This is a genomic window from Pseudomonas sp. PDM02, assembly GCF_014852285.1.
GTDB classification, from domain to species: Bacteria; Pseudomonadota; Gammaproteobacteria; order Pseudomonadales; family Pseudomonadaceae; genus Aquipseudomonas; species Aquipseudomonas migulae.
In genome coordinates, this window is the sequence record NZ_JACVBL010000009.1 from 63926 (window position 1) to 89168 (window position 25243).

Below are 25243 nucleotides of genomic sequence, written 5' to 3' on the forward strand. Positions count from 1 at the left end.
GTTGTTTTTTTATCAGATAGCCGGCTTTCAGGTGATTCCCCATCTTTCCTTGTGACATCCACGCCCTCCCCGCAATTCAAAAAAAATGAAAGTTCCTACAAATCCATCGTGCATTACGCACGACTGTGGAAGAGCCATCGTGCAGGATGCGTCCGGCATGATTTTCATGAAAATCATAACTAGCTGATTTTATTGATATTTATCGTCGCTAAAAGCTGGCATGCAGGCTGCAACAACCTGATTAACCAGGGCATTCAGAAACGAGGCCCATAACAAGATCACTACAGAGTGGGAGGAGCTTCAGGATGAATCGCCAACGTGCCGCCCAATTGCGAATCTCGCCACTGCATATCCAGCAAGGCCTGTTTGCTGTTCTGGCGCTTTTGATCACCTTGATCGGCGGCCAGCAGTTTCAGCGTTGGGAGCAGAGCCAGCAGCAAGAAGCGCCACGCGTGTCGATTCAGCATCCGACCCAAACCCACTTCAGCGCCGTCAGCAGCAGCTTCGCTGACAGCGCTCCGACGCGAATGATGGATGTCGACCAGGCTCAGCCTGCGGACGAGCTGACACGTCAGGAGCGTTGGGTGTTCTAGACACACGAACTTGGCGCGCTCGCGGCGCCGGGAAACGCACCACAAGTAGCCTCTCTAAATAGAAGCGTAAGGAGAATCACCATGTTGAGCTGGGCAATCACATTCTTGATCATTGCCATCATCGCTGCAGTACTGGGCTTCGGTGGTATCGCGGGCACCGCCACGGGTATCGCCAAGATTCTCTTTGTCGTGTTCCTGGTGATGTTCATTGCTTCGTTCTTCTTTGGCCGTCGCGGTCGAGGTTGAAGATGAGCGTTTCACCCAAAACGTTGGCAGCCGCCCTGCTCCCGGGCGGCAGTGCCATCGCGATGGCAGCCAGGCGCGGTGAAGAAAACAACTGAAGAAAGATCCGGGCTGGTACCGAATTTGTCACACGAAAGAAGCAGCATTGCTTCTCTCCAATGCGCTACCTGAGGAAGGTAGACGCATGACCAAGGGGTCGGGACGTTCTGCCTGTTTCAGGGGCGGAGTGACCTACGGGTACAGGGAGTACCTGCGAAAGGGCCGGGTCAGGAAAAAGCTGCGACGCAAGCTCGTCTTCCCTCCATGGCTCGACGGGCTTGCGAAGAGCTTGCGCGCAACGCTTTGAAATAGAGCGATCCATCCGGTTTCGCTGTTCCAACCTCTCATTCGCACGACTAATCACCGGAAAATACTTTTCCCGGTGTTTCTTTCGTGACCGTACATCGAGAAAAAACTGCCTTATTTTGCAGCGATTTCTCACCTCTGATTGTCGGATTTTTCTGAAATCCCCCTCCCGCACCACTGATCAAAAAACACCCAGCCTGCCCGGAGATGGCCGGTTCACGGCACATATGCCTGCCGAAATGTCACATTCGAACCGTTTGCGACGTCGCTTTCAGTGAAAAAACCTCATGCCGATTCGGCATAGGGTAGGCGTTTACGGCATTAGACGTCGCATCCTTGCATCGGAATAGTTGCGCCTTTTTTCGCCTGCCAGAGAGCCATAAATACTCGCTCCGGGGCACCTTATACGGGGGCAGATGCACAAGACTTTTTCGCCAAAAGCGTTCCAGTTCCCGCATCTGCCTGAGTCAAACGCAAGTAAGGGTAAAGATATGAAGAAGGCAAAGCTTAGCCTCGCCTGGCAGATCCTGATCGGTCTGGTATTGGGGATTGCAATCGGTGCGCTGCTCAACCATTTCAGTGCCGAAAAGGCTTGGTGGATCAGCAACGTTCTGCAACCAGCAGGCGATATCTTTATCCGTCTGATCAAGATGATCGTGATCCCGATCGTGATCTCGTCGTTGATCGTCGGTATTGCGGGCGTCGGTGACGCGAAGAAACTCGGCAGCATCGGCCTCAAGACGATCATCTACTTCGAAGTCGTCACCACCATCGCCATCGTCGTTGGCCTGCTGCTCGCCAACCTGTTCCACCCGGGTGCCGGCATCGACATGAGCACCCTGGGTACCGTGGATATTTCCAAGTACCAGGCGACCGCCGCCGAGGTACAGCATGAACACGCGTTCATCGAAACCATCCTCAACCTGATCCCATCCAACATCTTCGCGGCCATGGCCCGCGGCGAAATGCTGCCGATCATCTTCTTCTCGGTACTGTTCGGTCTCGGTTTGTCGAGCCTGAAGCCCGAGTTGCGCGACCCGCTGGTAACGATGTTCCAAGGCGTGTCGGAAAGCATGTTCAAGGTCACCCACATGATCATGAACTACGCCCCGATCGGCGTGTTCGCACTGATCGCGGTGACCGTGGCCAACTTCGGCTTCGCGTCCCTGCTGCCGCTGGCCAAACTGGTGATCCTGGTTTACGTCGCCATCGCCTTCTTCGCCTTCGTGGTGCTGGGCCTGATCGCTCGCCTGTTCGGTTTCTCGGTGATCAAGCTGATGCGCATCTTCAAGGATGAGCTGGTACTGGCCTACTCCACCGCCTCCTCCGAAACCGTGCTGCCGCGCGTGATCGAGAAGATGGAAGCCTACGGCGCACCGAAAGCCATTTGCAGTTTCGTGGTACCGACTGGTTACTCGTTCAACCTCGACGGTTCGACCTTGTATCAAAGCATCGCGGCAATCTTCATTGCCCAGCTCTACGGCATCGACCTGTCGATCAGCCAGCAGTTGCTGCTGGTACTGACCCTGATGGTCACCTCCAAAGGCATCGCCGGCGTTCCGGGCGTGTCCTTCGTGGTGCTGCTGGCAACCTTGGGCAGCGTGGGTATCCCGCTGGAAGGCCTGGCGTTCATCGCCGGTGTCGACCGCATCATGGACATGGCGCGTACCGCGCTGAACGTGATCGGCAACGCCCTGGCCGTATTGGTCATCGCCCGTTGGGAAGGCATGTACGACGACGCCAAGGGCCAGCGCTACTGGAACTCCCTGCCGCACTGGCGCAGCAAGGAAAAGCTGCCGGTCGGCGAAGTGTCCAACAACTAAACCTGTAGGAGCCGGCTTGCTGGCGATCTGGACACCGCGGTTTATCAGACATACCGCGTTATCGTTCATCGCCAGCAAGCCGGCTCCTACAAAGATGTGGCGCTTATATGAACCCCGGAAAAATCCGGGGTTTGTCGTTTCTGGCTACCCCGCTATCATTCGCCGCATTCTTCGGGGGATTTACTGATGCTCAATGGCCTTTGGCTTGGCTTCTTCATTGTGGCGGCCGTGTCGGCGCTGGCGCAGTGGCTGATCGGCGGGAATGCCGGGATCTTCGCGGCGATGGTGGAAAGCATTTTCGCCATGGCCAAGTTGTCGGTCGAGGTCATGGTCCTGCTGTTCGGCACCCTCACCCTCTGGCTCGGTTTTCTGCGGATCGCCGAAAAAGCCGGGATCGTCGAGTGGCTGGCCAGAGCGCTGGGCCCGCTGTTCCTGCGCCTGATGCCAGAAGTGCCGGCCGGTCACCCCGCCATCGGCCTGATCACCCTGAACTTCGCCGCCAACGGCCTGGGCCTGGACAACGCCGCCACGCCAATCGGCCTTAAAGCCATGAAGGCGCTGCAAGAGCTCAACCCCAGCGACACCATTGCCAGCAACGCGCAGATCCTGTTCCTGGTGCTCAACGCCTCCTCCCTGACCCTGTTGCCGGTGACGATCTTCATGTACCGCGCGCAGCAAGGCGCGCCGGATCCGACGCTGGTGTTCCTGCCGATCCTGCTGGCCACCAGTTGCTCGACCATCGTCGGCTTCCTGGCTGTCGCGTTCATGCAACGCCTGCGCGTGTGGGACCCGGTGGTGCTGGCCTATATGATTCCCGGTGCCCTGATCCTTGGTAGTTTCATGGCGTTGCTGGCAACGCTCTCGGCCACCGCGCTAGCCAGTTTGTCGTCGATCCTCGGCAATCTGACGCTCTTCGGGATAATCATGCTGTTCCTGGTGATCGGCGCGCTGCGCAAAGTGAAGGTCTACGAGGCCTTCGTGGAAGGTGCGAAAGAAGGCTTCGACGTGGCGAAGAATCTGCTGCCGTATCTGGTAGCGATGCTCTGTGCCGTCGGTGTACTACGGGCGTCCGGGGCGCTGGATTTCGGCCTCGACGGGATTCGGCACCTGGTGGAATGGGCAGGTTGGGACACGCGTTTCGTCGACGCGCTGCCGACAGCAATGGTCAAACCGTTCTCCGGCAGCGCCGCGCGGGCGATGCTGATCGAAACCATGAAGACGTCCGGGGTAGACAGCTTCCCTGCCTTGGTAGCGGCGACGATTCAGGGCAGTACCGAGACGACGTTCTATGTGCTGGCCGTGTACTTCGGTGCGGTGGGGATTCAGCGGGCACGGCATGCGGTGGGGTGTGCGTTGCTGGCAGAGCTGGCCGGGGTGCTCGGCGCCATTGGCGTCTGCTACTGGTTCTTCGGCTAACCACAAACCCTGTGGGACCGGCTTGCTCGCGAAGGCGTCCTGTCAGTCAACATCAATACTGAATGACATACCGCTTTCGCGAGCAAGCCCGCTCCCACATTAGGTCCGTGCAAGGCTTCACGGTCGCGGTGGCGGCGCGACTTTCTGTCCTTGCTCAACCGCCCAATCCACCACCTGCGCCGTCAGCTCATCGCTCGCCAGGCCAAACCCGGCCACCACCGCCGGCACCTTCACATCGCTCAGCGGCTGACGCACTTCGAAGCGCCGGCTGGCGAGAATGCGCTGGTCGTAACCACGCACCAGCAACGCATCCAGACGCACAACGACACTCGCCGCGGTGCCTTGGTATTCAGTCTGGAACGCTTGCAAACTCCCGCCCAACTCCAGATCCGCCTGGAAATTGCTGTCATCGGTGCTCAACAACGGCACCCGTCCATCGCGCTGGAAACCATCGAGCAGACGATTGCGCAGCAGCACCGGCGCCGGATCGCTCCAGCGTGAAGCCTTGTAGCTGCTGATCAGGTCGCCTTGCGGTATCACGGCGATTTGCGGACTGTTCAACGCCTCGCTGGCCTGCGGTTTGGTGAGGCGCAGTGACCAGCGTTGCGCCGTGCCATAACTGCCCGAAACGCTGCCCTGGACCGAGGGCAACCGGTAGACGTCGGACGGTTCGGACTTGGGCAGGATCGAGCAGGCGCTGGTCAGCGTAAAAACGCCGAGGAGGGCGATGTGAGTCAGCTTCATGGCGTGAACTCCTTGTTCTTGTCATTGCCCAGCAAGTAACCGCTCGGGTTGGCTTCCAGGCGCTGGGAGATGGCGCGCAACGAGGTCAGGGTGTCGCGCAACTCACGTACAGCCGGGGCCAGGCCATTGAGGCCTTGCATGCCGCTGTTGAGCGAATCCTGGTTGTTGGTGAGCAATTTGTTGATGGTTGCGCTGCTTTGTTCCAGCGACTTCATGGCTTGCTCGGCGCTGCCGAACATCTGCGTGCCCTGATCGGTGAGCAGGCCGTTGGCGTTGCGCATCAGGGCGGCGGTCTGTTCCAGCGTCGCCGTCGCTTGTTTACCGATGGCAGAGAGTTGCTGCATCGCCTGACGGATGTCACCGCGCTGATCGGCGATGGTGCCGGTGGTTTGTTCCAGGTGTTCGAGGGTCTTGCTGATGCGCTCGACGTTTTCCGACGAAAACATCTGATTGGCGTTGTGCATCAACACGTTCACGCCGGCCATCAAGTCGTTGCTGTCGTTGAGCAAACGGGCGATGGGCGAGGGCGAGGCCACAATCGTCGGCAAGTTGCCGTCGTGGCCCTTGAGCGTCGGGCTCTGCGGCGTGCCGCCACTGAGCTGGATGATCGAGGTCCCGGTGATCCCGGTCAGCGCCAGTTTGGCCTGGGTGTCTTCCTTGATCGGCGTATCGCCGCCGAGGCGAATCCGCGCCAGCACGCGACGCGGGTCTTTCGGGTCCAGGCGCAAGCTCACCACATCGCCGACCTTGATCCCGCTGTACTGCACGGCGCTGCCCTTGGACAGGCCGCTGACCGCCTCGTTGAAGACGATCTCGTAATCCTTGAACTCGGTGTCGACGCTGGACTTGGCCAGCCACAGACCGAAGAGCAGGGCGCTTGCCACTACAATCACGGTGAACAGGCCGATCAATATGTGATGGGCTCGGGTTTCCATGTCAGACCTCGTTAAGCTGTTGAGCGGCTGACAGCGCCGCGCGGCCGCGAGGGCCATGGAAGTATTCGTGAATCCACGCGTCGTCGGTTTCCGACACCTTGTCGATGGCGTCCGCCACCAGCACTTTCTTCTGCGCCAGCACCGCCACGCGGTCGGTGATGGTGTAGAGCGTGTCGAGGTCGTGGGTCACCAGAAACACACTCAGCCCCAACGCGTCGCGCAGGGTCAGGATCAATTGATCGAACGCTGCCGCGCCAATCGGATCGAGGCCGGCGGTGGGCTCGTCGAGGAACAGGATGTCCGGGTCCAGCGCCAGCGCCCGGGCCAGTGCCGCGCGCTTGATCATGCCGCCGGACAGCGAAGCGGGGTACTTGTCCGCCGCCGACAGCGGCAACCCGGCCAACGCCAGTTTCACCGCCGCCAGGTGTTCGGCATCGTTGCGGCTCAGCCCGGCGTGTTCGATCAGGGGCAGGGCGACGTTCTCGGTCACGGTCAGCGAAGAGAACAGCGCGCCTTTCTGAAACAGCACACCGAAGCGCCGTTCGACCATCGAGCGCTCGTGCTCGGACAGGGTCGGCAGGTTTTTACCAAACACTTTCACCACACCTTCGCTGGGCTGGCGCAGGCCGACAATGCTGCGCAACAGCACCGACTTGCCACTGCCGGAACCGCCGACCACCGCGAGGATTTCGCCCTTGTACAAATCCAGGTCGAGGTTCTCGTGCACGCTCTGGCGACCGAAGCGATTGCACAGCCCACGGACCTCAATCACCGCCTCGGAGGGCGCTCGGGGTAGACGACTCACCAGCCCATCTCCATGAAAAACAGCGCGGCCACGGCGTCGAGCACGATCACCACGAAAATCGACTGCACCACGCTCGACGTGGTGTGCGCCCCGACGGACTCGGCGCTGCCGCTGACCTTGAAGCCTTCAAGGCAACCAATGGCGGCGATCAGGAAGGCGAAGATCGGCGCTTTGACGATGCCGACCAGAAAGTGCTGAACGCCGATGTCGGTTTGCAGCAGCGACAAGAACATCGCCGGCGAGATATCCAGCGCCACGGCGCAGACCACGCCACCGCCGACAATCCCAGAGAGCATCGCCACAAAGGTCAGCATCGGCAGCGCCACCAGCAGCGCCAGCACGCGTGGCACCACCAGCAACTCCATCGGGTCGAGACCCAAGGTGCGGATGGCGTCGATTTCTTCGTTGGCTTTCATCGAGCCGATCTGCGCGGTAAACGCACTGGCGGTGCGCCCGGCCATCAGGATTGCGGTCAGCAACACGCCGAATTCACGGAGGAAGGAGAACGCCACCAGGTCCACGGTGAAGATGCTCGCACCGAAACTCGCCAGCACCGTTGCGCCGAGAAACGCCACCACGGCGCCTACCAGGAAGGTCAGCAGGGCAACGATGGGGGCAGCGTCGAGGCCGGTCTGTTCGATGTGCGCGACCATAGGCGTGATGCGCCAGCGCTTCGGGCGGAACAGCCCACGGGCGATGGTTTCGAGAATCAGACCGACGAAGCCCAGCAGTTGCAGGGTGTCTTGCCAGACGGCATCCACTGCGCGGCCGATACGGGTCAGCAACTGAATGCCGACGCTGATTTCCGCTTCCTTGATCGGTACGCAGAAGTCGGTCATCGAGCAATAAACGGTCTGCAACAACGCACGATCGGCGACAGACAAGGTGCAATCAGGATGTTCAGCGGATTTTCCTAGACGGTCCGAACCGAGCAATTCCACCAACAGCGATGCGCCGGCGGTGTCGAGCGCGCCGAGGCCATTGAGGTCAATGTGGGTTTTGTCGTCGTATTGGCCGCGAAGCTTTTCGCTCAGGTCCTTGAGTTCGGCGTAATGGGCAAGCGTCCAGTCACCCGTCACCCGCAACTGAGCGGGGGAGTGAGCGGCGTCCAGTTGGGCATTGCCGGCCATTGTGCTGCTGGTCATAAGCTCCGTGCTTGTTCGGCTGTTACGCAGAGCTACGTAATAGCACGAACCGCATTACTTTTCTTTGGTCGGTGTGCTGTCCGTGATCGTGAAGCGCAACACGCCGATCAACTGGCCGTCCTCGGTCAGCACCCGAACCTGCCACTTGCCCGCCGGGTTACCGGGGAAGTTCTGCTTGTGGGTCCAGGCGCGATAGCCTTCCTTGCGCCCGCCGTGGATGTCCAGGGCGATGCGGTCGACCTCTTTGCCGTTGAACTGCCACACATGGTAAATGCGCTCGTCGAGACCGCGCGGGGCGTTGATCGCGGTGTAGGCGTACAGGCCATCGCCACGGATCTGCTCGGCACTGACTTCTTCCAGACTCTTGCCCGGCGTGCGGTCCTGCATCTGGGTGCTGATTGCCACATCGGTCATCCACAGCGTGGCTGGCGGCACCCACGAGCGCAACACCCAACCCACGCCGCCGATGCCGACGGTGATGCTCAGGATTGCCAGCGCATTTCGCACGGTGCGAATAGGGAAGATCGACGCCAGGCTCGGGAACGACAGCACGACGGCGGTGCCCAGCGCCAGTTTGAAACTCTGGGAGGTGGTCAGGTGCAGGATGACGGGCAGGGCGGTCAGCAGCGCGGCAAACAGCGTCAGCGTATGCAACGCCAGGAACGCCCAGCGCCGGGGCGCCAGCCACTTGTAGTAGAGCGGATCAGTGATGGAAATCAGCGCGGCGATGCCCAGCAGCCCGGTGAAGAACAACTGGCCGCTGTTCCAGGTGGTGGTGATGAAAAAGAACGGCAGGACAAAAAACAGGCTTTCCTGGTGGATCATCTGCGTCGCATAACGCAGCAACGGCTGGGGAATTTCCCGTTTGAAGATTCGGGTGAAGAGCTTGGTGAGGCTGTTTTCCAGCATCAGCCAGATCCAGCTCAACACCATGATGATGGTGATCCACGTCGCCAGGCCTTGCTGACGATCCACCAGCATGAAGCTGCCGACCCCGGAAATGAAACCGCCGAGCGCAATGACCCCGGGATAGCGCTTCATCAGTTCGAGGATGCGCTGTACGAACAAGGTCAGGGTAGGCATTCGGCGGTTCACAGTAGTCGTAGGAAAAAACCCCGACAGGTTACCGCCCGGAGGGCGGTGTGGCGAGGGTGAAGTAGCGTTCGCTGGCCTACGCAAAACTGTAGGAGCCGGCTTGCTGGCGATGGACTCAAAGGCACCGCGTTTATTCAGAAAATACGCGTTATCGTTGACGACCATCGCCAGCAAGCCGGCTCCTACAGGGGTTGGTTATTGCTTACGGTGGAGGCGCCAGGCCAACAGCCCGAGCACCATCAAAACGAACACCCCGGCAATTGCCCACAACACCTGGTCATAACTCATCAACGGCTTCTCGATCCGCAGATAACCTGGCTGCAGGAGCAATTCACGCATGGCCTTGTTGGCTTTTTCCAGCGTAACCCCCTGGAGTTCCTTGGCCGGGTCGGCGAAGCGGCCGTCCTCGTAGTCGCTCAACGCGCTCCAGTAGTAATCGGCCAACGCGCTGTTGCCTTGCACGGCCCAGGCCTGGCGCGCGATGGCAGCCTGCTTGAGGCGGTTGAAGGTGGCGGCGTCCAGGCCGTCCTTGAGCAACCCAGCCTTCAACTCATCCAGCACCTGTTCCGCCGCTGTCACATCGTCGCGCTCAAGGTCGGCGTTGAGGCTCATGAAACCCACGCCGCCAAACACTTCGCGCTCGGCGGAGGGGCCATAGGACAGACCATGGGCGAGGCGCATCTGGCGATAGAGCGCCCAGTCCAGATAATCCTTGAGCAGGTCGAAGGTTTCGTCGTGCTGATCCGCCAGCACGGGCTCCGGCACCAGCCAGTGCAACTTGGCACCCGCGCCGACAATACCGTGACTCAACGTGCGTTCATGGGCCGCGCTGGCGTTGATCTCCGGCAGCGGCGGGTGATCGGTAGGGTCAACCGCATCAAGCTCGCCCCAGGCCCGCTCCAGATAACCCGGCAGCAAGCGGTCGAGGTCGCCGACCACGATCAGGGTCATGTTATTGGGCGCGTACCAGGCCTTGCGTACCGTCTCCAGTTGTTCGCGGGTCAGGTAATCGACCTCGGCCCGCTCCGGGCATTTAAGGCCCAGTTCCACGGCCAGTTGATTGCTCGCGGTGTGGCCCAGGTCCTGACGATCCAGCCACCGTTGCAGGTGCGAGTAATGGCCGCCGTCTTCGCGCTCGACCACTTTCTTGGCAGCGTTGATCGCGTTGTCGTCGATTCGGGTCTGGGTCAACAGCGCCAACAGCAAGTCGAGGACCTTGCGCTGGTTTTTCGCCGGGGCTTCGATGACGAACGTGGTGTCGGCGTTGCTGGTGTAGGCGTTCCACTCGCCGCCCAGCGCCTGCATGCGCTCTTCCAGACCACCTTCACCGGTGGCGTCGATGCCACTGAACAGCAAGTGTTCGAGCAGGTGCGGCAGCTCCTTGTCGGCGCAGTTGAAATCATCGATGCCGACGCCGACCACCAGGCGAATCGCCACATGCCCGCGCTCGGTGCCGGGCTTGAGCAGCAATTGCAGGCCGTTGGGCAGCGTATAGCCCTCGACCTGGAAGCGGTCCAGGGCAAACGAGGGGAATGAACCGAGCAACAGGCAGGCGAACAACAAACAACGCATAGCGAGTTTCCATACGGCTGGTTTGGAGATCCGTGTCGTCAGTCAGGGCCTCTTCGCGAGCAAGTCGAACCGTCGCACCGCCGCTCCCACAGAGGAATGCATTTCAAATGTGGGAGCGGGCTTGCTCGCGAATGGCCATCAAGCTGAATACATATAACTGACTGACCACACTGCCAGACGTTCAAGGCGAATGTGTGATGTCAGCCAAATCATCTACAGCGAGCGCACCGGTGTCAGACGTTTCCAGCACCACGTAAGCACTGCTGCAAAACAGAGAATTCAGGCGCTTCATGTCGGCGATCAGCTCCAGGTGCAGCGAACTGGTCTCGATACTCTGCACAATCTTACGTTGCAACCGGCTGACGTGAGCATGGGCCAGGCGGCGTTCCTGTGCACGGAAGCGACGCTTCTCCCGCAGCAACTGGCGGGCACTTTCCTTGTCGGCGCTGAGGAACACCGACAACCCCAGGCGCAAATTGGAAATCAGCTGGCTGTGCAGCCCCGCCAATTCGTCCAGGCCGACCTCGGAAAAAGACCGGCGCTGCGAGGTTTTCTGTTGCTGCACCTTGCGCAACATGCGCTCGATCAGGTCGCTGGCGAGTTTGAGGTTGATCGCCAGTTCAATGATTTCCGCCCAACGTCGACTGTCCTGCTCGCTGAGGTCTTCACGGGGCATTTGCGCCAGATAGAGCTTGATCGAGTTGTAGAGCGCATCCACATCATCGGTCAGGCGACGCATTTCCTGGGTGACGGCAGTTTGCTTGCCGCGCAGCACGTCGAGCATGGCTTCGAGCATGCTGTCGATCAGATCGCCGATGCGCAGGGTTTCCCGGACAGCGTTGGCCAGCGCCAGGCTGGGGGTGACCAGCGCCGTCGGATCAAGGTGCCGCGGTTTGGCCGTGCCGTTGATTTCCGGGCGTTCCGGCAAGAGCCATGCGCACAGCCTGGCCATTATCCCGACCGTCGGCAGCAAGATCAGGCAGCGAGCCGTGTTGTAGAGCAGGTGGAAGCCGATGACCATTTCCTGGGGGCTGAAGTCGAGGCTGTCGATCCAGTGCACCAACGGGTCGAGCACCGGAATGATCAGCAACAGGCCGATCAGCTTGTACAGCAGGCTCCCGAGCGCCACCTGACGGCCCGCGGCGTTCTGCATGCTGGTGCTCATGAACGCCAGAATGCCGCTGCCGATGTTGGCGCCGATCACCAGGCCGATGGCCACCGGCAAGCTGATCACGCTGGCGCCGGCCAGGGTCGCGGTCAGCAGGACGGCGGCCAGGCTGGAGTAGGAAACCATCGCGAACAGGGCGCCGACCAAGGCATCGAGCAGGATGTCGCCGGTCAGCGAGGCGAAGATGACCTTGACCCCTTGCGCCTGGGTGATCGGCGCCGCCGCTTCGACGATCAGTTGCAGGGCCAGAATGATCAGGCCCAGACCGATGGCCACCCGGCCCATCTGGCCGAGCCGCGTCTGTTTGCGCGACAGGAAGAAAATCACCCCGAGAAAAATCAGCAGCGGTGACACCCATGACAAATCGAACGTCAGCACCCGCGCCATCAACGCCGTACCCACGTCGGCGCCGAGCATGGTCGCCAGCGCAGGCATCAGCGCCATCAGGCCCTGGCCGACAAAGGAGGTGACGAGCATGGCGGTGGCGTTGCTGCTCTGGACCATGGCGGTCACGACTATGCCGGCGATGAACGCCAGCCAGCGCTTGGACATGTTCTGGCCGATCACATGACGCAGGTTGGAACCGTAGACCCGCAGGATGCCGGTTCGGACGATGTGCGTGCCCCAGATCAACAAGGCCACGGCAGATAACAAATTGAGCAGGGTGAGCATAAGGGCCCCCTGTGGTGGTAGCGCCCCAAAGGAGCAAGTTGACGGTGCCGCGCGACTTTCTACGTTGTGTACTTAAGCTGTAGTTGGCTAACGGTCTGCGCGCCAGCATCGCATAGCTAAAGAGGCGATTGAAACAAAACTGTCATGAAATCAGGGCCTGGCGACCGCACAAAAAAATGTGGGAGCGAGCCTGCTCGCGATGAGGCCGTCACATTCAACATTGATGTTGACTGACTGGCCGCTATCGCGAGCAGGCTCGCTCCCACAGGTTTTACATTCGGCTTACTGCCCAGGAATATCCTTGCGCAGTTTCACCGGATCCTGCTGTTTCTTCTTCTTCGCAATCGCGGTGCGCATCTTGATGTTGATCGCTTCCACGGCCAGCGAGAACGCCATGGCGAAGTAGACGTAGCCTTTTGGCACGTGCACATCGAAGGATTCGGCAATCAGCACGGTACCGACGATCAGCAGGAACGCCAGCGCCAGCATCTTCAGCGACGGGTGCTTGTCGATGAACGAGCTGATGGTGCCGGAAGCCAGCATCATCACCAGCACAGCCACAACAATCGCCGCGACCATGACCGGTACGTGGGAGACCATGCCGACGGCGGTGATCACCGAGTCCAGCGAGAACACGATGTCGATGATCGCGATCTGGATGATGGTGTAGAGGAAGTTACCGCCCTTGCCACCCGGCTCTTCATTGGTTTCGTCTTCACCTTCCAGCGCGTGGTACATCTCTTGCGAGCTCTTCCACAACAGGAACAGACCACCGAAGAACAGGATCAGGTCTCGCCCGGAAATGCCCTGGCCGAACACTTCGAACAAGTCAGCGGTGAGGCGCATGACCCAGGTGATCGACAGCAGCAACAGAATCCGCGTAACCATGGCCAGCGCCAGGCCGAAGATTCGGGTGCGCGCCTGCATGTGCTTGGGCATGCGGCTGACCAGGATCGAAATCATGATGATGTTATCGATACCCAGGACGATTTCCAGGGCGGTCAGGGTAAAGAAGGCAACCCAGATTTCAGGGTTGGTCAGCCATTCCATGTGTATTCCTTTGAGCGAGTGTTAAACCACAAAGGGCCCAAGCTTCAAAAAACGAAGCCTGGACCCCCAGTGGTGAGTCTTGGGCTTATAGAGTGCTGAACAGCGGAAAAATCCCCATCAGCAATGCTGCAACCAGTATGCACATGCACACCAGCACTGCCCATTTCAGGGTAAAGCGCTGATGGTCACCGAAGTCGATACCGGCCAGGGCCACCAACAAATAGGTCGATGGTACCAGCGGGCTCAGCAAGTGGACGGGCTGACCGACGATCGAGGCACGTGCCATTTCAACCGCGGTTATACCGTAATGACTGGCCGCTTCGGCAAGTACTGGTAACACGCCGTAATAAAATGCGTCGTTCGACATGAAGAACGTGAACGGCATGCTCACCAGCGCGGTGATCACGGCCAGGTACGGGCCGAGGAAATCCGGGATGACCGCCAACAGGCTCTTCGACATCGCATCGACCATGCCGGTGCCCGACAGGATACCGGTGAAGATGCCTGCCGCGAAGATCAAACCGACCACTGCCAGCACGCTGCCGGCGTGGGCTGCAACGCGATCCTTCTGCTGTTGCAGGCAAGGATAGTTGACGATCATGGCAATACTGAACGCCACCATGAACAGCACCGGCAACGGCAGCAGGCCTGCGATCAGGGTGCACATCAGTGCGAATGTCAGGGCACCGTTGAACCAGATCAGCTTTGGACGACGGGCGTCCGGGAACTGCGAAACGCTGATTTCGCTGTGGTCGATTTCATCGCCCACCAGGTGCAGCTCACCCAGACGCGCACGTTCACGTTTGCCGTAGAAGTAAGCGATGGCCAGGATGGCCAGGACACCGGCACCCATCGCCGGAATCATCGGTACGAAGATCGCCGACGGGTCCACATGCAACGCACTGGCTGCACGGGCAGTCGGACCGCCCCAGGGCGTCATGTTCATCACGCCACCGGCGAGGATGATCAGGCCAGCCATAATCCGCGGGCTCATGCCGATGCGGCTGTAGAGCGGCAGCATGGCGGCCACGCAGATCATGTAAGTGGTCGCGCCGTCACCATCGAGGGAAACGACGAGCGCCAGTACGGCGGTGCCGACCGAAACTTTCAACGGGTCGCCCTTGACCAGTTTGAGGATCTTGCGCACGGCCGGGTCGAACAGGCCGGAGTCGATCATCAGGGCGAAGTAGAGGATGGCGAACATCAGCATCACGCCGGTCGGCGCAAGCTTGGTGATGCCTTCGAGCATCATCGGGCCGATCTTCGGCGCAAAACCGCCGAACAGGGCGAAGACGATTGGAATGATGATCAGGGCGATCAGCGCGGACAGGCGCTTGGTCATGATCAGGAACATGAACGTGATGACCATGGCGAAGCCAAGGAAAGTCAGCATGGGAATACTCCAGGCGTAGCGCGGCTAGGGAATGGGCGAACCGGGTAGGTCAGCGCAGAACGGGAAGCACGAGGCGTACGGGCGGAGTTGCGGCGAAGCGGCGGGTATCAAAGGACATCAGGGTCACCATTGTTGTTGTTAAATGGGCTGTGCGAGCGATAAAACACTGGCATTGGCCGACCGGTCTGTTGCCGGTAGTGGGGGCGATCCTAATCGGGGAAGCTTTCACCCAGCTTTCGCTGATGAAAGCATTGACCGGAAGTGCAACCGGTCGTCGGACGGGGGCAGGGAGTCAGACCGTGTTGAGGCCTTCGCGAGCAAGCCCGCTCCCACATTGAAATGCGTACCCACTGTGGGAGCGGGCTTGCTCGCGATGGCGTCGGAACATACGCAACAGGAGGAAATGTGATGAACGAACTTCACACAGGCGGCTGCCACTGCGGACAACTGCGCTATCAATTCAGCGGACCTTTGAGAGACATCGCCCACTGCCACTGCTCAATCTGCCGGCGAGTCAGCGGCGGGATCGTGACCACCTGGATCACCGTGCCCGCATCGACCTTTGAATGGCTGAAAGGCACACCGGCGCAGTACGCCTCGTCATCCAGTTGCGTACGATATTTCTGCCCGAACTGTGGGGCGCAACTCGCGCTGGTGACACACCTCAGTCCCGAGAGCATCGACCTGACCATCGCCACCCTCGATCATCCCGAGCAGGCTCCGGCCGAGCGGCACATCTGGACCGACAGCCGTCTGCCCTGGCTGCACCTGGACGAACACCTGCCGGGCGAAGCCGAAGAAACACTCTGATCAAAAAATAGACAGGTCCAGTGGCCGGATCGCCCCCATCCAGATGGCATGTTCGGTGTGGTCGAGCAGATCGTCGCCGGTGTCCGGGTGCAGGAACACCACCAAACCCTTGCGGTTGAGCGCCAGCCACGGCAACACGTCGCCGATGAGTTCCGGCCCGAATGCCAGTTGGCAACTCCAGTCCGGGTGCGGGCCGACCGGACGTTCGTGCACCCGACCCATTTTCAGCGGGAACAGCTGTGCCGCCCGCTCACACAAGGTTCGCGCCTGGTCGATGGTGCTGGCGTCGAAATACACGTGGGCGTGGTAACCCTTGATCTGTTGCATCTGAAACCCTCTGAATCCCTGTCGAACCCTCACCGTCTCCCACAGGTCAAATGCTATACACCCAGGAAACGGAGCCCAGCCATGAAAAATGCCGAAACCCCGGTGGTAAAAGTGGTGCTTTATGGTGCCATGAGTAGCCTGGGCAGTGCGCTGATGGCTGAGATGCTGCGGCGGCAACACGAAGTGATCGCCATCCTCGATGACTTGACGGCACTCGCGCCACGTCCGGGTTTACGCACCAAGACGGGCGACCTGTTTGAGGCCGAGCGCGTCAAACAAAGCGTTGCAGGCTGTTCGGCCGTCATCTGTCTATTAGACGCACCAGGCTTGCCGTTCAACAGCGAACACGTTGAAAAAACCATTGTTCCGGGCCCGGTCGAACAGGTGCTCGCCGTCGATGCGCTGATAGCCGGCATGCAGGCTGCCGGCATTGCCCGACTGTTTCTGGTGGGGGATTTCGAGGTGTTGGACGATCCGGAGATTGAGGATCAACTGCAACGCCACGCCGCCGAAGAAATCCGCGAATCCCTGCAAAGCAGTAAGTTGCACTGGACGCTGGTGAATGCACCGCGTGGCATCCCGGGGCTGACGATCGAGCATTTCAGCCACGCCAGCAGCAGCCTGGAACCGGGGCTGGCCGAACCGCTGGATCGCTTGAAACGTGTCGCGATAGGGATCGCCGATGAAATGCACTTCAATCTTCACGTGGGCGAACACGTGAATTTCGTGGCGACTTCAGAGTAGTGAAAGCTCGGGCCGCGCCCGGACGACCTTTTTGCTTTCACACCGCAATCGAAGGCAAAGGCAGGCCATTCAGCGATTGCGCACTGCTGGCCTGCTCGGCCATCAACCAATCCACAAACTGTTGAATCAACACCCCACGCCGTTTGCGTTGGGGCAGGACCACGTAATAGCCCTGCCGGGACATCACCGTTTCAGAAATTGGCCGACACAACAAACCTTGCGCCAGCAAGTTATCCACAAGGTGCCGCCAGCCAATCGCCACGCCCTGGCCGCCAATCGCCGCTTGAATCAACAGCGTGTAATTGTCGAATCGCAACTGCCCGGGCGCCGGCGCCGAAGTAATCCCCAATTCGCGAAACACACCACTCCAGTCGAACCAGTTGCTGCTGTTTTCGCCACGCAGGTGCAGCAGCGGAAATTCCAGTAGCCCCTGGGGCGGCAAGGGCAGGGGACGGTCCTTCAATAGCAGCGGACTGCACACCGGGAACACTTCTTCGCTGAACAGCCAATGGCTTTCACCCTGTTTAAAACGCCCGTCACCAAACAGCACGGCAACATCGATATCGGTGCGCAGCATGTTGAGACTGCGTTCACTGGTGACCAGGCTAACGTCCACGTGAGGATTGGCCGCGTGAAAGCGGTGCAATCGGGGCATCAGCCAGTAAGCGGCAAAAGCAAAATCGGTGGCGACCTGCAACACTTCATGCTGTTGCTGTGCACTGATCGCACTTAATCCTGCGTCGATATTCTGCAAACCGAGTTGAACCTGCTCGAAAAGAATCGCCCCGGCCTCGGTCAATTCGATCCCGCGATAAATGCGATCGAACAGCCGTGTGGCGAGTTGATCCTCCAGCCGTTTGATCTGCTGGCTGATGGCCGGTTGCGTGGTGCCGAGCTCTACCGCAGCGGCGGTGAAGCTGTGATGGCGGGCAGCCGCTTCGAAGGCGCGGAGCAGATCCAGAGACAAATCACCGAGGGCGTCATACATAAGCTGTGCTTATCCTAGTCATTGCCTGGCATGGGCTTTACCACAAATCACATGGACTCCATGCTCGATTGCAGCACTCTCGCATAAATATTCACTATGGAATGCCGCGATCACATGAAGCGCAAGAATATTCTTTTCATCATGGCCGATCAGATGGCCGCGCCAATGTTGCCGTTCTACGGCCCTTCGCCGATCAAATTGCCCAATCTCAGCCGCCTCGCAGCCGAAGGCGTGGTGTTCGACGCCGCTTATTGCAACAGCCCACTCTGCGCGCCGTCGCGTTTTACCCTGGTCAGCGGTCAGTTACCGAGCAAAATCGGCGCCTACGATAACGCGGCCGATTTCCCTGCCGACGTGCCCACCTACGCCCACTACCTGCGGCGCCTCGGCTATCGCACTGCGCTGTCCGGCAAGATGCACTTCTGCGGCCCGGACCAACTGCACGGTTACGAAGAACGCCTGACCAGCGACATTTACCCGGCCGACTACGGTTGGGCAGTGAACTGGGACGAACCGGACGTGCGTCCGACCTGGTATCACAACATGTCGTCGGTACTGCAGGCCGGGCCATGCGTGCGTACCAATCAGCTGGATTTCGATGAAGAGGTGGTGTTCAAGGCCCAGCAATACCTGTTCGACCACATTCGTGAGGACGGCGACCAGCCGTTCTGCCTGACCGTGTCGATGACTCACCCACACGACCCGTACACCATTCCCAAGGCCTTCTGGGATCTGTACGACGACGCCGACATCCCATTGCCCGAAACCCCGGCACAAACCGAGCTCGATCCGCACGCCCAGCGTTTGCTCAAGGTCTACGACCTGTGGGACAAGCCGCTGCCTGTGGATAAGATCCGCGATGCACGCCGGGCTTATTTCGGTGCTTGCAGCTATATCGACAGTAACGTCGGCAAACTTCTGCAAACGCTCGAAGATACCGGGCTGATCAACGACACGATTATCGTGTTCTCCGGCGACCACGGCGACATGCTCGGTGAGCGTGGCCTCTGGTACAAAATGCATTGGTATGAAATGGCCGCGCGCGTGCCGATGTTGATCAGTTCACCCGGCCAGTTTGGCGCCGGACGGGTCAGCGCAGCGGTTTCCACCGCCGACCTGCTGCCGACGTTTGTCGAGTTGGCCGGTGGCGCTCTGGAACCGGGCTTGCCGCTGGATGGCCGGTCGCTGGTTCCGCACCTGCAAGGGCAGGGCGGTCACGACGAAGTCTTCGGCGAATACATGGCCGAAGGCACCATCAGTCCGCTGATGATGATTCGCCGCGGTGCCTACAAATTCATCTACAGCGAAGACGATCCGTGCCTGCTCTTCGACGTACACAACGACCCGCGTGAACAGGAAGAACTCAGCCAGTCACCGCAACATCGGCTCCTGTTCGAGGAATTTCTCGCCGAAGCACGGGCCAAATGGAACATCCCGGCGATACACCAACAGGTGCTCGCGAGCCAGCGTCGTCGGCGTTTCGTCGCCGAGGCACTGACCATCGGCAAGCTGAAGAGCTGGGATCACCAGCCACTGGTGGACGCCAGTCAGCAGTACATGCGCAACCACATCGACCTCGACGATCTGGAGCGTAAAGCACGTTATCCACAACCCTGCCAAAACCAATAATGTTAAGGGGAAGTCCATGCAAAAGTTATCCACAGTACTGACGGTCGGACTGCTGGCTCTGGGCAGTGCGTCGGCGTATGCCGATCAGAGCTGCGAGACGGTGAAAATGGCCGACCCTGGCTGGAGCGACATCGCCGCAACCAACGCCATCACCGGGTTTCTGCTGGACGGCATGGGCTACAAGCCCAAAGTCGACACCCTCGCGGTGCCGATTACCTTTGGCGGGTTGAAGGATGGCCAGGTCGACGTGTTTCTCGGCAACTGGATGCCGGCGCAGCAGGGTTTCTATGACAAGTTCGTCGCCACCGGCGACGTCACGCAACTGGCGAAGAACCTCGATGGCACCGAGTTCACCCTGGCGGTGCCGGATTACGTGTGGGACGCGGGTGTGCATAGCTTCGCCGACCTGAACAAGTTCGCCGACAAGTTCGACAAGAAGATCTACGGCATCGGCTCCGGCGCCCCGGCGAACATCTCGCTGCAAGAAATCATCAAGAAGAACGACTTCGACATGGGCCAGTGGAAACTGGTCGAGTCCAGCGAACAGGCGATGCTGGCCGAAGTGTCTCGTGCGGTGAAGAAACAGAAATTCGTGACCTTCCTCGGCTGGACACCGCACCCGATGAACGTGCAGCTGAAAATGCATTATCTGAAGGGCGGCGAGAAATACTTCGGCGACACCGGCAGCGTCCATACCCTGACCCGCAAGGGTTACGCCGAGGCCTGCCCGAATGTGGGCAAGTTGCTGACCAACCTGAGTTTCACCCAGGAGATGGAAAACAGCATCATGGCGGATGTGGTGAACAAGAAGGTCAGCAATGCAGATGCGGCCAAGGCGTGGATCAAGGCCAATCCGGCGGTGCTGGACAAATGGCTGGAAGGCGTGAAGACCGCGGACGGCAAGGATGCGTTGCCGGCGGTAAAAGCCAAGCTCTAACCCTTTGGGTGGCGAACTGTAGGAGCCGGCTTGCTGGCGATAATGGCGCCGCGGTGTTTCAGGTACACCGCGTTATCGTTGAATCGCCAGCAAGCCGGCTCCTACAAGGTCTGTGCTGATACCCTTGCGCAAAATTTTCAACCGAGAGGACCCATGGCCTTCCCCAGCCGCCATTCACTCTTCCCCTTCCTCACGTGGTTGCCCCGGCAGACCCGCGCCAGCGTCGGCCGTGACCTGATCGTCGGCCTCAGCGGCGCCATTCTCGCGTTGCCGCAATCCATTGCCTACGCGCTGATCGCCGGTCTCCCACCGGAATACGGCTTGTACGCCGCCATCATCCCGGTGCTGATCGCCTGCCTCTGGGGTTCATCGTGGCATTTGATCTGTGGGCCTACGGCAGCCATTTCGATTGTCCTGTTCGCCAGTGTCAGTCCTCTGGCCGTCCCTGCGTCCAAGGACTACATCACGCTGATCCTGCTTCTGACGCTGCTCGCCGGCATTTTCCAGTGGCTACTGGGTTTGCTGCGGTTCGGCGCGCTGGTGAATTTTGTCTCGCACTCGGTGGTATTGGGCTTCACCCTCGGTGCCCCCGTGGTGATTGCCATCGGTCAAATGCCCAACCTGCTGGGGCTGGACTTGCCTAGCCAGGCCACCGCTCTGGACAGCTTTTTGATGCTGCTGCAGCACCTCGATGCGGTGGATAAACCCTCGCTCGTGCTGGGGCTGGCAACAGTCGTCGTCGGCATAATCCTGAAAGGGTTGCTGCCTCGCTGGCCGACGCTGCTGATCACCCTGATACTCGCCGGGCTGCTGGTTTGGCTGTGGCCATCGATGTTCGGCCACGTGAACCTGGTGAGCGCGTTTGTCGGGCGGTTGCCGCCCTTCAGACCGTTGCCACTGGATCTGGACATGATTTTGCGATTGCTGCCCAGCGCAGTAGCGGTGGGGATGCTCGGGCTGGTGACGAGCCTGTCGATTGCCCGTTCCTTGTCGGCGCGCTCGCAGCAATTGCTCGATGCCAATCAGGAGGTCCGCGCGCAGGGTTTATCGAACATGGTCGGTGCGTTTTTTTCCGGTTCGCTGTCAGCCGGTTCCTTCACCCGTTCCGGCCTCAGCTACGAAGCGGGTGCCTGTTCGCCAATGGCGGGGGTGTTTTCCGCGTTGTGGGTGGCGCTGTTTGCGATCTTCGGCGCCAACCTGATTGCGCATATTCCGATTCCGGCCATGGCCGGCAGCATCCTGTTGATCGCCTGGGGGTTGGTCGATCATCGCGGCATTCGCGCGTTGTTAAGGGTCAGCCGCGCCGAGTTCATGGTGATGGCGCTGACCTGTGTCGCCACGCTGCTGCTGGAATTGCAGACAGCGATCTACGCCGGCGTGCTCGCGTCGTTGTTTTTCTACCTCAAGCGCACCTCGCAACCACGGGTGCAGCATTGGCGCGACGGCGATGAAGACATTCTGCGGGTCGGCGGTTCGATCTTTTTCGGCGCCAGCCATTACCTGCAAGTGCGCCTGCAACGCATGCACGGGGCGCGGGTGGTGATCGAGGCGCAGCAGATCAACTTCATCGACTATTCGGGGGTGGAAATGCTGCACCAGGAAGCGCGGCGACTACGCAAGCAGGACCGTAGCCTGACCTTGCGCGGGGCGCGGCCACCGGTGGTGGTGGAGTTGCGAAAGCTGGAAGGTGCGGAGAAATGCCCGATTCATTTCGAAGATTGAAACACACCCATCTCCGGACAATGACCGCGATCACGGCATACCAACCGACTGTAGGAGCCGGCTTGCTGGCGATTCAACGATAACGCGGTTTGCCTGATACACCGCGGCGCGCCCATCGCCAGCAAGCCGGCTCCTACAAGGCCAATTGGCGGCGCAGTTCGGCCAGCACCGGCGCGGTGTCCGGGCGTACGCCGCGCCACAGCAAGAAGGCTTCTGCCGCTTGTTCGGCGAGCATCCCCAAACCATCCATCGACACGGCAGCGCCATGCGCCGTAGCCCAACGGCAGAACGAGGTCGGTTCCTTGCCGTACATCATGTCGTAGCAAACCGTCTTGCCCGGCTCGATCAGACTGCCCGCAATCGGCGGTACATCGCCCGACAAACTGGCCGATGTCGCGTTGATGATCAGGTCCACCGATTCCCGCAACCAGTCGAAACCACTGGCCGACACCGGCCCCAGATCCGCGAACAATTCTGCCAGCAGCTCGGCTTTTTCCACCGTGCGGTTGGCGATGATCACCGAGGCGGGTTGCTCGGCCAGCAGTGGCTCCAGCGCACCGCGCACTGCGCCGCCGGCGCCGAGCAGCAGGATGCGTTTGCCCTTGAGGCTGAAACCGGCGTTGACCGTCAGGTCCCGCACCAGCCCGGCACCATCGGTGTTGTCGCCCAGCAGCGTGCCATCGGCGAGCTTGCTCAGGGTGTTCACCGCGCCAGCCCGCTGCGCTCGCGCCGTCACACTGTCGGCCAGACGGAACGCCTCTTCCTTGAACGGCACCGTCACGTTCGCCCCACGACCTTCCAGGAAAAACTCCCGGGCAAAGTCGGAAAAATCGTCGAGCGGTGCCAGCGAAGTGCTGTAGTCCAGTTGCTGAGCGGTCTGCTCGGCGAACAGACGATGGATCAACGGCGACTTGCTGTGACCGATCGGGTTACCGAAAACGACGTAACGATCCATCAGAAATCCTCAGGCCTGGGCCAGCCAGTCGCGGTCTTGCAGGAAGTACTCGGTCAGGCGTGCTTCTTCGCTGCCGGGCTCGGCTTTCCAGTCATAGCTCCAGCGAACTTGCGGCGGCAACGACATGAGGATCGACTCGGTACGCCCACCCGATTGCAGGCCGAACAGCGTGCCACGGTCGTAAACCAGGTTGAACTCGACGTAACGGCCACGGCGGAATTCCTGGAATTCGCGCTGTTTTGCAGTGAACGCATCATTTTTGCGGCGCTGCACGATCGGCAGGTAGGCGTCGATGTAAGCGTCACCGATGGCACGCATGAAAGCGAAGCTGGTGTCGAAATCCCACTCGTTCAAATCATCGAAGAACAGGCCGCCGATGCCGCGCGGTTCGTGGCGATGCTTGATGTGGAAATAGCTGTCGCACCAGGCTTTGTAGCGCGAATAGACGTCCGGACCGAACGGCGCGCAGGCCTGCTCGGCGACGCGGTGCCAGTGCACGCAGTCATCGATGTTGCCGTAATAAGGGGTCAGGTCGAAGCCGCCGCCAAACCACCAGACCGGTTCTTCGCCTTCTTTTTCGGCGATGAAAAAGCGCACGTTGGCGTGGGAAGTCGGCACATGCGGATTGTGCGGGTGAATCACCAGCGACACGCCCAGGGCTTCAAAGCCACGGCCGGCCAGTTCCGGTCGATGGGCGCTGGCGGACGGTGGGAGACCGCTGCCAAACACGTGGGAAAAGTTGACGCCGCCCTTTTCGATGACCGCGCCGTTCTCGATCACGCGGGTGCGACCGCCACCGCCGGCAGGCCGGGTCCAGGCGTCTTCGACGAATTGCGTGCCGCCGTCTTCGGCTTCCAGGGCAGCGCAAATGCGGTCTTGCAGGTCGAGCAGGTAGGCTTTTACGGCCTCGGTGCGGGTCGTCATGTCTTCACCTTGAATCGGGCAAAACTACGCGGCGCTCCATGGGAGCGGGGGCCGGCGCAAATGGGCGCGTAGCATAACATTGCAGATGGACTCGCCACAGTTGACGGGGATCAAGCTTGGGAGTTCGATAGGGCGCTTGGCACTACACCTCTAGTAGCTGAAGACCTAAGGAGAGTTCTGATGGCAAAGCGTATCCAGTTCCGCGCCCATGGCGGCCCCGAAGTGCTCGAGTATGTGGATTACCAACCGGCCGAGCCCGGCCCGCAGCAAGTGCGCGTGACCAACAAGGCCATCGGCCTGAACTTCATCGACACCTATTTCCGCAGCGGCCTCTATGCGCCGCCCGCCTTGCCGTCGGGCGTGGGTTCGGAAGGTGCGGGCGTGGTCGAGGCGGTGGGCAGCGAAGTCACCCGCTTCAAGGTCGGTGATCGCGTGGCGTACGGCAGTGGCCCGTTGGGCGCCTACAGCGAAGTTCACGTATTGCCGGAAGCCAATCTGGTGCACCTGCCGGACGCGATCAGCTTTGAACAGGCCGCCGGGGTAATGCTCAAGGGCCTCACCGTGCAGTACCTGTTGCGTCAGACCTATGAACTCAAGGGTGGCGAAACCATTCTGTTTCACGCCGCTGCCGGGGGTGTCGGTTCACTGGCCTGCCAATGGGCGAAGGCGCTGGGCGTGAAGTTGATCGGCACGGTCAGCTCGCCGGAGAAAGCCGCGTTGGCAAAGGCCAACGGTGCGTGGGCGACCATCGACTACAGCCACGAAAACGTCGCACAACGCGTACTGGAATTGACCGACGGCAAAAAAGTCCCGGTGGTGTACGACGGTGTCGGCAAAGACACCTGGCTGACTTCGCTGGATAGCACAGCGCCTCGGGGCCTGGTGGTGAGTTTTGGCAACGCTTCGGGCGCGGTGGATGGGGTCAACCTGGGGATTCTGTCGGCGAAGGGATCGCTGTACGTGACCCGGCCAACACTGGCGACTTATGCCAACAACGCTGAAAACCTGCAGCGGATGGCGGATGAGTTGTTTGAGATGATCATCAGCGGGAAGCTGAAGGTGGAGATCAGCCAGAAGTATTCACTGGCTGACGCGGCGAAGGCGCAGACCGAGTTGTCGGCACGGCGGACAACAGGTTCGACTGTTCTTTTGCCTTGAGGGCCTCTTCGCGGGCAAGTCGGATCGCCGCCCGCTCGCTCCTACAGTTT

23 protein-coding genes are annotated in these 25243 nt (G+C 60.2%); 10 read left to right on the forward strand and 13 right to left on the reverse strand.

All coding sequences use genetic code 11. From position 1 onward, the window contains the following. The first annotated feature begins 305 nt into the window (after positions 1-305). The 4 genes from IB245_RS17080 to IB245_RS17095 all read left to right on the forward strand — a co-directional run bounded on the left by IB245_RS17080 (position 306) and on the right by IB245_RS17095 (position 4420). Positions 306-593, forward strand: a complete 288-nt coding sequence (locus tag IB245_RS17080; RefSeq protein ID WP_008044713.1) for a hypothetical protein — start codon at positions 306-308, stop codon at positions 591-593. A gap of 81 nt (positions 594-674) precedes the next feature. Beyond that, positions 675-839, forward strand: a complete 165-nt coding sequence (locus IB245_RS17085) for a DUF1328 domain-containing protein (RefSeq protein WP_003177151.1) — start codon at positions 675-677, stop codon at positions 837-839. Between the two features lie 833 nt (positions 840-1672). Next, the gene (gene gltP / locus IB245_RS17090; protein WP_008044718.1) at positions 1673-3004 is read left to right on the forward strand and encodes a glutamate/aspartate:proton symporter GltP; all 1332 of its coding nucleotides are present in this window, start codon (positions 1673-1675) and stop codon (positions 3002-3004) included. A gap of 186 nt (positions 3005-3190) precedes the next feature. Next, the gene (locus IB245_RS17095) at positions 3191-4420 is read left to right on the forward strand and encodes a nucleoside recognition domain-containing protein (protein WP_008027633.1); all 1230 of its coding nucleotides are present in this window, start codon (positions 3191-3193) and stop codon (positions 4418-4420) included. 117 nt (positions 4421-4537) lie between these two features. Here the strand turns inward: IB245_RS17095 and IB245_RS17100 are convergent, their stop codons facing one another. From IB245_RS17100 to IB245_RS17140, 9 genes are all read right to left on the reverse strand, one after another. Beyond that, complete coding sequence (locus tag IB245_RS17100; protein ID WP_192228124.1) at positions 4538-5164, reverse strand: ABC-type transport auxiliary lipoprotein family protein; 627 nt, start codon at positions 5162-5164, stop codon at positions 4538-4540. Continuing rightward, on the reverse strand, positions 5161-6099 hold the full coding sequence (locus IB245_RS17105) for an MlaD family protein (RefSeq protein WP_192228125.1): 939 nt from the start codon (positions 6097-6099) through the stop codon (positions 5161-5163). The genes IB245_RS17100 and IB245_RS17105 overlap by 4 nt, the downstream gene beginning before the upstream one ends. A gap of 1 nt (position 6100) precedes the next feature. Next, on the reverse strand, positions 6101-6904 hold the full coding sequence (locus tag IB245_RS17110; RefSeq protein ID WP_008044731.1) for an ABC transporter ATP-binding protein: 804 nt from the start codon (positions 6902-6904) through the stop codon (positions 6101-6103). Next, positions 6901-8049, reverse strand: coding sequence for an ABC transporter permease (locus IB245_RS17115; protein ID WP_032828683.1), 1149 nt, complete (start codon positions 8047-8049; stop codon positions 6901-6903). The genes IB245_RS17110 and IB245_RS17115 overlap by 4 nt, the downstream gene beginning before the upstream one ends. A gap of 54 nt (positions 8050-8103) precedes the next feature. After that, positions 8104-9132: a DUF5924 family protein gene (locus IB245_RS17120; RefSeq protein WP_192228126.1), complete on the reverse strand. Its 1029-nt coding sequence runs from the start codon at positions 9130-9132 to the stop codon at positions 8104-8106. Positions 9133-9339: 207 nt separating this feature from the next. Continuing rightward, positions 9340-10716 (reverse strand): M16 family metallopeptidase, encoded by a 1377-nt coding sequence (locus tag IB245_RS17125; protein ID WP_192228127.1) that lies wholly within the window; start codon positions 10714-10716, stop codon positions 9340-9342. A 181-nt stretch (positions 10717-10897) separates the two neighbouring features. After that, positions 10898-12556: a Na/Pi cotransporter family protein gene (locus IB245_RS17130; RefSeq protein WP_192228128.1), complete on the reverse strand. Its 1659-nt coding sequence runs from the start codon at positions 12554-12556 to the stop codon at positions 10898-10900. A 282-nt stretch (positions 12557-12838) separates the two neighbouring features. Further along, positions 12839-13606 carry a TerC family protein gene (locus IB245_RS17135; protein WP_192228129.1) on the reverse strand — a complete coding sequence of 256 codons (768 nt, stop codon included), beginning with the start codon at positions 13604-13606 and terminating at the stop codon, positions 12839-12841. Between the two features lie 85 nt (positions 13607-13691). Next, on the reverse strand, positions 13692-14999 hold the full coding sequence (locus IB245_RS17140) for a CitMHS family transporter (RefSeq protein ID WP_008027613.1): 1308 nt from the start codon (positions 14997-14999) through the stop codon (positions 13692-13694). Positions 15000-15407: 408 nt separating this feature from the next. Between IB245_RS17140 and IB245_RS17145 the strand changes: the two genes are divergently transcribed. Beyond that, entirely contained in the window at positions 15408-15809 is a 402-nt protein-coding gene (locus tag IB245_RS17145) for a GFA family protein (protein ID WP_192228130.1), read from the forward strand. Here IB245_RS17145 and IB245_RS17150 read toward each other — a convergent pair whose 3' ends face one another. Further along, the gene (locus IB245_RS17150) at positions 15810-16136 is read right to left on the reverse strand and encodes a DOPA 4,5-dioxygenase family protein (RefSeq protein WP_192228131.1); all 327 of its coding nucleotides are present in this window, start codon (positions 16134-16136) and stop codon (positions 15810-15812) included. It lies immediately after the preceding gene. Positions 16137-16217: 81 nt separating this feature from the next. Here IB245_RS17150 and IB245_RS17155 point away from each other — a divergent pair, with 81 nt between their 5' ends. Next, positions 16218-16880: an NAD(P)-dependent oxidoreductase gene (locus tag IB245_RS17155; RefSeq protein ID WP_192228132.1), complete on the forward strand. Its 663-nt coding sequence runs from the start codon at positions 16218-16220 to the stop codon at positions 16878-16880. Positions 16881-16917: 37 nt separating this feature from the next. On the opposite strand, the gene IB245_RS17160 is transcribed toward IB245_RS17155, so the two are convergent. Next, on the reverse strand, positions 16918-17868 hold the full coding sequence (locus IB245_RS17160) for a choline sulfate utilization transcriptional regulator (RefSeq protein WP_008044033.1): 951 nt from the start codon (positions 17866-17868) through the stop codon (positions 16918-16920). Between the two features lie 114 nt (positions 17869-17982). Here IB245_RS17160 and betC point away from each other — a divergent pair, with 114 nt between their 5' ends. From betC to IB245_RS17175, 3 genes are all read left to right on the forward strand, one after another. After that, positions 17983-19497: a choline-sulfatase gene (betC, locus tag IB245_RS17165; protein ID WP_192228133.1), complete on the forward strand. Its 1515-nt coding sequence runs from the start codon at positions 17983-17985 to the stop codon at positions 19495-19497. 16 nt (positions 19498-19513) lie between these two features. Then, positions 19514-20434 (forward strand): choline ABC transporter substrate-binding protein, encoded by a 921-nt coding sequence (gene choX, locus IB245_RS17170; protein WP_008027600.1) that lies wholly within the window; start codon positions 19514-19516, stop codon positions 20432-20434. A 153-nt stretch (positions 20435-20587) separates the two neighbouring features. Continuing rightward, positions 20588-22156: a SulP family inorganic anion transporter gene (locus IB245_RS17175; protein ID WP_192228134.1), complete on the forward strand. Its 1569-nt coding sequence runs from the start codon at positions 20588-20590 to the stop codon at positions 22154-22156. Between the two features lie 133 nt (positions 22157-22289). Here IB245_RS17175 and aroE read toward each other — a convergent pair whose 3' ends face one another. Next, a complete protein-coding gene (gene aroE, locus IB245_RS17180) occupies positions 22290-23111 on the reverse strand; it encodes a shikimate dehydrogenase (RefSeq protein ID WP_192228135.1) in 822 nt (273 codons plus the stop codon). Positions 23112-23120: 9 nt separating this feature from the next. After that, on the reverse strand, positions 23121-24035 hold the full coding sequence (gene hemF / locus IB245_RS17185; protein ID WP_008027593.1) for an oxygen-dependent coproporphyrinogen oxidase: 915 nt from the start codon (positions 24033-24035) through the stop codon (positions 23121-23123). A gap of 180 nt (positions 24036-24215) precedes the next feature. On the opposite strand from hemF, the gene IB245_RS17190 reads away from it, so the two are divergent. After that, on the forward strand, positions 24216-25193 hold the full coding sequence (locus tag IB245_RS17190; RefSeq protein ID WP_008027591.1) for an NADPH:quinone reductase: 978 nt from the start codon (positions 24216-24218) through the stop codon (positions 25191-25193). The last annotated feature ends 50 nt before the right edge of the window (positions 25194-25243 follow it).

Coding starts and splice junctions, on each gene's coding strand:
- IB245_RS17080 (WP_008044713.1), top strand. CDS start 306: ATGAATCGCCAACGTGCCGCCCAATTGCGAATCTCGCCACTGCATATC.
- IB245_RS17085 (WP_003177151.1), top strand. CDS start 675: ATGTTGAGCTGGGCAATCACATTCTTGATCATTGCCATCATCGCTGCA.
- gltP (WP_008044718.1), top strand. CDS start 1,673: ATGAAGAAGGCAAAGCTTAGCCTCGCCTGGCAGATCCTGATCGGTCTG.
- IB245_RS17095 (WP_008027633.1), top strand. CDS start 3,191: ATGCTCAATGGCCTTTGGCTTGGCTTCTTCATTGTGGCGGCCGTGTCG.
- IB245_RS17100 (WP_192228124.1), bottom strand. CDS start 5,164: ATGAAGCTGACTCACATCGCCCTCCTCGGCGTTTTTACGCTGACCAGC.
- IB245_RS17105 (WP_192228125.1), bottom strand. CDS start 6,099: ATGGAAACCCGAGCCCATCACATATTGATCGGCCTGTTCACCGTGATT.
- IB245_RS17115 (WP_032828683.1), bottom strand. CDS start 8,049: ATGACCAGCAGCACAATGGCCGGCAATGCCCAACTGGACGCCGCTCAC.
- IB245_RS17120 (WP_192228126.1), bottom strand. CDS start 9,132: ATGCCTACCCTGACCTTGTTCGTACAGCGCATCCTCGAACTGATGAAG.
- IB245_RS17125 (WP_192228127.1), bottom strand. CDS start 10,716: ATGCGTTGTTTGTTGTTCGCCTGCCTGTTGCTCGGTTCATTCCCCTCG.
- IB245_RS17130 (WP_192228128.1), bottom strand. CDS start 12,556: ATGCTCACCCTGCTCAATTTGTTATCTGCCGTGGCCTTGTTGATCTGG.
- IB245_RS17135 (WP_192228129.1), bottom strand. CDS start 13,606: ATGGAATGGCTGACCAACCCTGAAATCTGGGTTGCCTTCTTTACCCTG.
- IB245_RS17140 (WP_008027613.1), bottom strand. CDS start 14,999: ATGCTGACTTTCCTTGGCTTCGCCATGGTCATCACGTTCATGTTCCTG.
- IB245_RS17145 (WP_192228130.1), top strand. CDS start 15,408: ATGAACGAACTTCACACAGGCGGCTGCCACTGCGGACAACTGCGCTAT.
- IB245_RS17150 (WP_192228131.1), bottom strand. CDS start 16,136: ATGCAACAGATCAAGGGTTACCACGCCCACGTGTATTTCGACGCCAGC.
- IB245_RS17155 (WP_192228132.1), top strand. CDS start 16,218: ATGAAAAATGCCGAAACCCCGGTGGTAAAAGTGGTGCTTTATGGTGCC.
- IB245_RS17160 (WP_008044033.1), bottom strand. CDS start 17,868: ATGTATGACGCCCTCGGTGATTTGTCTCTGGATCTGCTCCGCGCCTTC.
- betC (WP_192228133.1), top strand. CDS start 17,983: ATGAAGCGCAAGAATATTCTTTTCATCATGGCCGATCAGATGGCCGCG.
- choX (WP_008027600.1), top strand. CDS start 19,514: ATGCAAAAGTTATCCACAGTACTGACGGTCGGACTGCTGGCTCTGGGC.
- IB245_RS17175 (WP_192228134.1), top strand. CDS start 20,588: ATGGCCTTCCCCAGCCGCCATTCACTCTTCCCCTTCCTCACGTGGTTG.
- aroE (WP_192228135.1), bottom strand. CDS start 23,111: ATGGATCGTTACGTCGTTTTCGGTAACCCGATCGGTCACAGCAAGTCG.
- hemF (WP_008027593.1), bottom strand. CDS start 24,035: ATGACGACCCGCACCGAGGCCGTAAAAGCCTACCTGCTCGACCTGCAA.
- IB245_RS17190 (WP_008027591.1), top strand. CDS start 24,216: ATGGCAAAGCGTATCCAGTTCCGCGCCCATGGCGGCCCCGAAGTGCTC.